At 57.9% G+C, this 8,144-nt stretch carries 5 protein-coding genes; 1 reads left to right on the top strand and 4 read right to left on the bottom strand.

Features of this window, described 5'->3' with window-relative positions; translation table 11 throughout:
- The 4 genes from WD823_RS02575 to WD823_RS02560 form a co-directional block, all read right to left on the bottom strand.
- The coding region (locus WD823_RS02575; protein ID WP_368427922.1) for a TIGR00366 family protein at positions 1–835 on the bottom strand (835 nt) is incomplete at its 3' end.
- 542 nt (positions 836–1,377) lie between these two features.
- On the bottom strand, positions 1,378–3,354 hold the full coding sequence (locus tag WD823_RS02570; protein ID WP_368427921.1) for an acetoacetate--CoA ligase: 1,977 nt from the start codon (positions 3,352–3,354) through the stop codon (positions 1,378–1,380).
- 87 nt (positions 3,355–3,441) lie between these two features.
- Complete coding sequence (locus WD823_RS02565; RefSeq protein WP_368427920.1) at positions 3,442–4,380, bottom strand: DUF1932 domain-containing protein; 939 nt, start codon at positions 4,378–4,380, stop codon at positions 3,442–3,444.
- A 962-nt stretch (positions 4,381–5,342) separates the two neighbouring features.
- On the bottom strand, positions 5,343–7,178 hold the full coding sequence (locus WD823_RS02560; protein WP_368427919.1) for an EAL domain-containing protein: 1,836 nt from the start codon (positions 7,176–7,178) through the stop codon (positions 5,343–5,345).
- A gap of 306 nt (positions 7,179–7,484) precedes the next feature.
- Between WD823_RS02560 and WD823_RS02555 the strand changes: the two genes are divergently transcribed.
- Entirely contained in the window at positions 7,485–7,898 is a 414-nt protein-coding gene (locus tag WD823_RS02555; protein WP_368427918.1) for a LexA family protein, read from the top strand.
- Positions 7,899–8,144: the final 246 nt, after the last annotated feature.

Here is an 8,144-nt window from a genome sequence, read left to right as displayed (position 1 = left end):
AGATGAGGCCCATCAAGGCGATGAGCCCGCCGAGAATCACGCTGTTGTTGATGCGGTCGGCCCAGCTGGCGTCGCCCTTCGACGTGGCGGCACCCTTGGCCGCGCCGCCCTTTACGGCTTCGGGCAGCCAGTGCTCGATGCCGCGGCAGCGCGCGGCCGACTTGGGCGCGATCAGGTACATGATCAGCGGGACGAAGATCAGGCTCAGGACGGAGAGCCAGATCGCGTAGCTGGAGAAGATGGTATCCGACGTCGGCACGACACCGATCAGCTTCTCGAAGATGTGGCCCTTGGTGGCGCTCAACAGCGGCGCCGATCCGGACGGCCCCCAATGCCAGCTCACGCCGAGCCCGGCGTAGCCGGCGGTGCACAGCACCGGATAGTGGACCGGGATGCCCTTGGCATGGGCGCGCTTCCCTACCTCAACCGCCATGATGGCGCCGACGATCAGCCCGAAGCCCCAATTGATCCAGGAAAAGACGAGCGCCAGCACCGTGACCAGCACCACCCCCTGTGCCCCGGTCCTGGGCAGGTCGGCGATCCGGACCAGGGCCGGCCGAATGAACGGCGCGTGCGCCAACACGTAGCCCGTCACGAGGATCAAGACCATCTGCATGGCGAAGGTATGCAGGGTCCAGAATCCCTTGTACCAGTACTGCACCATCTCCCCCGAAGTCTTGCTGGCGATGAAAATGCCCATGACGAGAGCGATGAAAGTGAGCAGGATGGCGAAGAGAAACGGATCCGGAAGCCATTTCTGGACGTTCCCGGCGATACGCTCGCCGAGGCGCTCAAAGACGGGTGGACGGGAACCTGCGGCAGCGGTTGCACTCATTGGAGGACTCCTCCCTTGTGGTCGACGTGACGCTTCGGTGATCGTTCTTTCCGCTGCTGGCGGAGACCTCCGCTGCGGCGGCCCCTGGAGTACGCTTTATTCCTATGATAACGGGTAATTTCGCGCCTTCTAACGAAATCTGTCAAGCGGAAAAAGCGGGGTTCGCACAATCTTATAACCGTAAGAGCGAATGGCGCATCGCGGAAAAGTCGCGCCGAACCTGTGCATTTTCAGGTCGATTCACGACCCGTGAATCCCGTGCCAATGGACCGCCACCAGTTCCGGGTGATCGAGGTGCACGACACGCCCTGTTCCAATGCGCGAGAGACGGCGCGACGAGTTGACTCTCGATCGAGAACTGGATGGACATCAACCGGATGGACATCATTAGGAACGGGCACGCGGCGATTTGTTATTCGGGTGCTTGACTGAATGCCCGATGAAATTACCTCCCGCGCGCATCAATGATCTTGACGTTACGGAGCACGCAGGGTCGAGTATTTTACCGACGCCGGAACAGGTATACACGATACCCGATAAATTCAGGTCATCAGTTCCTGACGATCACGGAAGTGCGCCAGCGCCTCCGGGTTGGCCAAGGCCTCGATGTTTTTCACGGGCTCGCCGTGTACCACTTTACGTACGGCGAGCTCGACGATTTTGCCGCTCTTGGTGCGGGGTATATCCGGAACCTGCAGAATTTTTGTCGGAACATGACGCGGCGTGGTGTTGACGCGAATGGTTTGCTTGATTTTAGCGATCAATGTCTCGCCCAGAACCATTCCGTCGCGCAAGCGCACGAACAGCACAATCCGAACGTCGCCTATTTGTCCCGGTGGCCAGTTCTGACCGATCACCAGCGATTCCATGACCTCCGGCAGCTTCTCCACCTGGCGGTAGATTTCAGCCGTACCGATGCGCACGCCGCCCGGGTTGAGCACCGCATCCGAACGTCCGTAGATGATGACACCGTCGTGCCGGGTCAACTCGACGTAGTCGCCGTGACACCAGACGTCGGGAAATTTTTCGAAATACGCCGCGCGATATTTCCCGCCGTCCGGATCGTTCCAGAAACGAATGGGCATGGTGGGAAACGGTTTGGTGCAAACCAGGTCGCCCTTTTCCTCCGTTACCGGTCGGCCTTCCTCGTTGAACACTTCCACCGCCATGCCGAGACCGCGACACTGTATTTCGCCCCGCCACACCGGCCGGATCGGACTGCCGAGGACAAAACAGGAAACGATGTCGGTACCGCCGGAGATCGACGACAGGCAGACTTCACGCTTGATTTTTTGATAAACGAAATCGAAGCTCTCCGGCGCGAGCGGGCTGCCGGTGGACAGGATCATGCGCAGCGAATCCAGTCTGTGCGTCGCGATCGGTTCCAGTCCTTCCTTGGCCACGGCGTCGATATATTTCGCCGATGTGCCAAAATGGGTCATGCCTTCGGCATCGGCGAAGTCGAAAAGGATGGTGCTCCCACCGCGTCCGATGAACGGCGATCCGTCGTAGAGCAGGAGCGTCGCACCGGAGGCCAGCCCCGAGGCGAGCCAGTGCCACATCATCCAGCCGCAGGTCGTGAAATAAAACAGCTTGTCCCCCGGTTTAATGTCGCTGTGCAGCCGGTGTTCCTTGAGATGCTGCAACAGCGTTCCGCCGGCGCCGTGCACGATGCACTTCGGCACGCCGGTGGTGCCGGATGAATACAATATATAGAGCGGGTGATCGAATGGCAGCGGATCGAATCGGATTTCGGTGACACGGGCATGCGCGGCCACCACGTCGGGATACAGCTGTGCGGCGCGGATTTTCCCGAGATCGTGCCGCGCGTAGACATACGGCACGATCACCGTCAGCTGCACGGATGGCAACTGGTTCACGATCTCGCCGACCCGCGCCAGACAATCGATGATTTTTCCCTTGTAGTAATAACCGTCGGCGGTTATCAGCACCTTGGGTTCAATCTGCCCGAAACGGTCGAGCACACCCTGAACTCCGAAATCCGGAGAGGACGAGGAGAAAATCGCTCCGAGGCTCGCCGTGGCGAGCATGGCAATGATCGTTTCCGGCATGTTGGGCATGAACGCGGCCACGCGATCGCCGGGCTCCACGCCCCAGGACCGCAGCGCGGCGGCGAATTGCGCCACCGCTCGATAAAGTTCATCGTGGGACAGGCGGCGCCTGACTTTGTCCTCCCCCCAAAACACCATGGCATCGGTACCGTCGCGACGGCGTAACAGGTTCTCCGCGAAATTAAGCCGCGCCTGCGGAAACCACCGCGCGCCGGGCATTTTGTCTCCGTCCACGAGCGCCGGGCCGCCGTGCGCCGGTGAAATGACGCCGCAGAAATTCCACAATTCCGTCCAGAAGCGGTCAGGATGATCGATCGACCATTGATACAACGCGCTGTAGTCAGAAAGATCGATGCCCTCGTGTGCGTTCACTTCCCGCATGAAGGCGGTCAAGTTGGCGCCGGCGATTTGTGTCGCGGAAGGTCGCCATAAGGGTTGGTCATTCATCTTGCTTATCTCTTTACGGCATCCTTGCCCTGAATTGCCATCGGCTTGACCTGCGCTTTTTGTACCAAGTACCGGCGTGCGCAGCCCTCAGGATGCGCGGTGGGGCACAGTCTGAGTAAGTGCCGCCAGCACCTCTTCCAGCTCCGGGGTCGGTTGTACGTCTTTGAAGCGGGTCAAGCGGCGATAGACGATCGCAGCGGCCGCATGAAACTCCCCCGGTAAGCCTGCCTCCCGGAACGTGGCGGCAATTTCCTCCATTTCTCCTGCAAAGCGCCAAGCTCTCGCAGTGATGTCGCGGATCCGCGGGACCACGTACTCGGCGAAGGCAGGATCATCTTGGACCCACTGCTGCAACAAGGTCTCCCGTAACCGCCATTGCTCCGCCGTGGCAAGTATTGAACACAGGAGCGCCGCGGTGCCTTTGGTGTAGGCCGACAAGCACATCTTGAGCGCCGATGCCTGGCCGATCGTTGTGCTCAGTACACGGGTACCCAACGGGCCGGCGATGAACCAGTCCGCCACCTCATGGGCGCGCGATCCAGCCAGGTAAAGCCACGTGCCGCCAGGCTCCCACGCCGGCCCACCGACGATGCCCCCATCCACGAAGGTCGCGCCAGCGTGGATCAGCGCGTGACTCATGTGAATGACCCGCTGAGGCGCAATCGCATTTGCATCCACGTAGCAACCAGTAAAAGCGTGTGTTGCTACCTGTTGGGCAACCGCTTCGGCGGCATGCGGAGGACAGACACTGATCAAGACGGAGCATTCGGCGCAAAGATTGGCAAGCGTGCGGCTGTCGCGCAAACCGAACTGCGCGGCACGCTTCGCCGTGGCGGCGCTGCGCCCCTCGGAAGCCCAGTAGACATGGTGTCCACTGTTCTGGGCGGATACCGCAATGGAGATGCCCATGGCGCCCGGATGGACGATACCGATTCGCCGGGGAGAAATTGCAACGCTTGGTGCGCGTGGAGCCGGCGCCGGCCAACTGGATATATACCGCCTAAGTACGCTAATTAAATGCCGCATCGCTTTGTCTCCCGGCGCGGTTTGTCGCTGTTCTCAGACGCTTGAGACATATTGGAAATTTTTCAGTCACGGTACAACGTACCCTGTTCATTGTTAAACGAGGCAAGATAATCGAAACGCATGGGGCCTTACATTCCATGCATGCCATCGCTTACTCCCCGTTTGTGTTACCGGTATTGTACCTTCCCGATAAAGCCCGGCGTTCAGCCTAGCATAGATGAGATAATTGTTTGAAAACATGGTGGCTAAGGGCGGAGTCGACAATTTTGTCCGGAACAAAATTGGACGGCCATAGGCCGGCCCCGAGCGCGCAGCGCGAAGGGGTGAGCCCCAAGGATGGGGCGAACAAGCGCCGACCTCAGCATTATGAGGGTCCCCTTTAAATTTGGCCAACTTAATTGATCAACAATTTACGTGCATCCGGCCAGTGCAGTTGTGCCAGTAAAAGCCAGAAAATGCCACCTCATGACTCATGTCGGTCACGATTTGGTCACGCTCATTAACACACAATGTATTAATCAAAAAACTCAAGCTCAACTCTTCACAGCGACTGTATACGATAAGTTTTGACTGGAAATCAAAAAACTATTTTCATTAACCTTAGCTGGGGTGCCCATTGCACAATTTTCAGCACAATGCGCAACAATGCAGATCAGGTCCCGCATTTCTTCCGCAAACAAATTTCATCTTCATCAGGTCTACGATTCAAACTGACCAACTGGTTAAAAGTTAAGCAAGTATCGCACAACAATTTCTCAATCAAGTCCTTATGGCACTTGCCAACGCGCGAGACGAGCCGAAATGAGCGGTGGTGACATGATGACGCAAGAAAATTCCGCACACTTTCCGGCACACTTAAAATACGGAGGCACCAGCGCTTACGTCTGGAGTTTGTCTGTCCGAATCCCGTAAGGTGTCCTCAACGGGATTGGAACCTTATGCGATGGTCTACTCCAGTACCCTTACGCGAGACACCGGTCTTCGGCCACCCATTGGGCGAATTCATCGGGCAGAAGCGGGCGGCTGAAAAGGTAGCCTTGAATCTCGTCGCACTTATAGGCGCGCAGGTACTTCAGCTGCTCGGGTTTTTCGACGCCTTCGGCCACCACGTTAAGATTCAGGCTGTGCGCCATGGCGATGATGGCCTGAGCAATCGTGGCATCGTTGACGTTACTCGTCATCTCGTCCACAAAACTCTTATCCACCTTGAAAGTTTGCAGGGGTAGGCGTTTCAGGTAGCTCAGGGACGAATAACCGGTGCCGAAATCGTCAATCGAAAAGCTAACGCCCAGCTCGCTTACTTCACGCATGTTCTTAATGGTCTCTTCGATATCGTCTATTAACGTGCCTTCCGTGACCTCGAGATTCAGATAGCGGGCTTCGAGGCCGGTTTCTGCCAGCACCTCGCGGATCCATGTCTTGAAGTTCGGCTGCCGCAGCTGAGCGCTGGTCAGGTTCACCGCCACCGGTAACGGGCGCATCCCTGACTGCTGCCAGCGTCGGTTCTGTTGACAGGCGGCGCGGATGGCCCAGTCTCCCAGCGCCAGAATGAGACCCGATTGTTCGGCGATCGGAATAAACTCGGCAGGCGAAACGGGTCCGAGTTCCGGCTCCATCCAGCGCAGCAGGGCCTCCATGCCGCAGATCTGCCCGGTGCGCAACTTCACTTTGGGCTGATAAACCAGATGCAACTGATTGCGTTCGATCGCCTGGCGCAGTCGCCCTTCCAGATCGAAGCGGCGCACCATGTCTTGATCTATATCCTGGGTATAAAAACGGTACGCCGACATATTACCCACGGGCAACACATGCAGCACGGCGGTCGCCTTCTCCAGCAACGAGTCAGGGTCATGGCCGTCCTCGGGGTAAGTGCTCGCCCCGAGCCGTACGGTCAGGGGATAGGCGACGTCGCCGATATGGAAGGGAACATGGAAAACCTTAAGAATGGGTTTGACGATCGGCGCGGGATCGACCCGGGCCGACATGCTGTGCGCCAGTACCACAAACTGATCGTCCTGCCAGCGACCGACGGTCCATGAAGGGTCGACCGCCGCGCGCAACCGGCGTGCCACTTCCTTCAGGACCGCGTCGCCCGCCGCGCGGCCGAGCGCGCTGTTCAGGGCACCGAACCGGTCTACATCGAGGAACATCACCACCAATCGCTGGACATTTTTCTTGCCGATCAGGATGGCCTGATGCAGACGATCATACACGAGACGACGGTTGGGTAACTCGGTGAGCGGATCGTAATACGCCGTGCGCTCGAATTGCTTGCGCAATTCCTCTACTTGATAATTGTATTGCAATTCCCGTTCGACCAGGCGGGCCAACTCGCGCAACCGGTCATGCTCCCGCTCACTCAAGTCGCGTGGCTTATGATCGATCAGACATAATGTTCCTACCGGCTTTCCTGTCGGGCCGCGGAGGACCGCGCCAGCATAAAAACGGACGTGAGGTTCGTTAACCACCAGCGGGTTGCCAGCAAAGCGTGGATCGTTTCTGGCATCCGGAATCACCAGTATCTCCGTTTCCAGAATGGCATGTGCACAAAACGCTATGTCTCGCGATGTCTCCGTGGCGGCGAGTCCGCACGCTGACTTGAACCACTGACGATTCTTATCAACCAGGGACACCAAGGCGATGGGCACATCAAAAATATTGGCGGCCAGAGATGTGTAGCGGTCAAAGCGTTCCTCCGCCGCGGTATCGAGTATCTTCAGCGTGTAGAGTTCCTGCAGCCGCTCGGCTTCAAATGCCGGGACAACAGCGGGAGTAAACAACGGCGAGACTTTGCTCATGTTGATACGATAAGACCTCCCGGATAGACGCACGCTTAAGCAACGGCATCAAAAACCGATGCTTTAACCGTCCGAAGATGCCAGGGGTCTGAAGGATGTCCTCCTCGTTGAGAGTTAACAGCTATGGCATTTTTTTCAGTATAGTCTATGTATTTTCGATCCATGCGCCCGTTAAGAAACAGTTAAGTTCTATATCAAAGATTTACAGCAACTCTCTGCTGTTTTCCCGAATTCGCATTTTTTTAGGACAAATCCGCTTAATAAAACCACCCGTGGTTCTGTTCGTCCAGCGCGCCTGCCGTGGTGATGCGCCACATCCTTGCGAGCCAGTGGTTGCTCACCGCACGACGTTACTCAACGACACTTCCAGCGTTCCACCTCGTTTTCACCTTGTCCATCGCGTTCCGAGAAAAACCCATCCTGGCGTTCCGCCACCTGCTCCACAGCAGTCGCCGCGTCTGCTCGAAAAGCTGTCGATCACTTGCCGCCGGCGACATCGTCGTCGCAATCGTGGACAACGAGTTCACATTGAAGCGGCTGGACCGCGAACGGGGCCGGGTCGAGTTGAAACCGGAGAACAATGCCTATCCGGTCATTCGACCGATACCTCAATACCCCCTCTCCCTCAGGGAGGTGAGGCGGAAACAGGAAAAGGTCCGGTGGGAGAGCGGCGAGAATACGAGCCGCGAACGCCCGGCCAGGGATGGCCGGGCTGGGTGAGAACCAAAGGTTCGAACGCCCACGACAGGGACGTTGTGGGCCGGTACCCAAGCGCGACAGGAAGGCGAGCGCCGTGGCAAGCGCAGCAGGAAAGCGCAGCGCGGAAGTTTTCCCCGCCGAACGGGCGCGCACAATTCATGCGCGCCCAGGTGGGAACAAGAGGGGCGGGGGTGGACCCCACGTAGTGGTCGCGTTCGCGCTTGACATGTGCCGCACATGTTCTTATGTTTGAAGCATGTCAGCGAT

This window comes from Sulfuricaulis sp. (genome assembly GCF_040901545.1).
In the GTDB taxonomy this organism is placed as follows: Bacteria; Pseudomonadota; Gammaproteobacteria; order Acidiferrobacterales; family Sulfurifustaceae; genus Sulfuricaulis.
Note: the sequence above shows the minus strand (reverse complement) of the source record. Positions and strands in the feature narration are given on the sequence as shown.

What these genes read in the sequence shown, in the direction of transcription:
- WD823_RS02570 (WP_368427921.1), bottom strand. Translation starts at nt 3,354, where the DNA reads ATGAATGACCAACCCTTATGGCGACCTTCCGCGACACAAATCGCCGGC.
- WD823_RS02555 (WP_368427918.1), top strand. Translation starts at nt 7,485, where the DNA reads ATGCGCCACATCCTTGCGAGCCAGTGGTTGCTCACCGCACGACGTTAC.
- WD823_RS02560 (WP_368427919.1), bottom strand. Translation starts at nt 7,178, where the DNA reads ATGAGCAAAGTCTCGCCGTTGTTTACTCCCGCTGTTGTCCCGGCATTT.
- WD823_RS02565 (WP_368427920.1), bottom strand. Translation starts at nt 4,380, where the DNA reads ATGCGGCATTTAATTAGCGTACTTAGGCGGTATATATCCAGTTGGCCG.